Source organism: Peribacillus sp. SIMBA_075 (genome assembly GCF_046534585.1).
In genome coordinates, this window is sequence record NZ_JAWRYN010000690.1 from 1 (window position 1) to 269 (window position 269).

Annotated in this window: 1 protein-coding gene; it reads left to right on the plus strand. The window is 42.0% G+C overall.

The window, feature by feature from the left end; translation table 11 throughout:
• The coding region (locus SB775_RS29955) for an ATP-binding protein (protein ID WP_486360718.1) at positions 1–269 on the plus strand (269 nt) is incomplete at both ends.

The window sequence follows — 269 nt, forward strand, 5'->3', positions numbered from 1 at the left end:
GATAAAGTCATGATGAAAGATGTTTTTGCGCAAGCAGGACTTGAACAAGCAAAGCACCTTTCCTTCAATAAAAAAGACTATGAGAAAACAACATCAGACAGCTTAGAACAGGTGGAGCAAGTACTAGGCTATCCTTGCTTTGTGAAACCTGCCAACATGGGATCAAGTGTTGGAATTAGTAAATGCCGCAGCAAAGAAGAGCTTCAAGCAGCATTTGATTTGGCTTTCCAATATGATCGTCGTGTTGTCGTGGAAGAAGGCGTCATTGG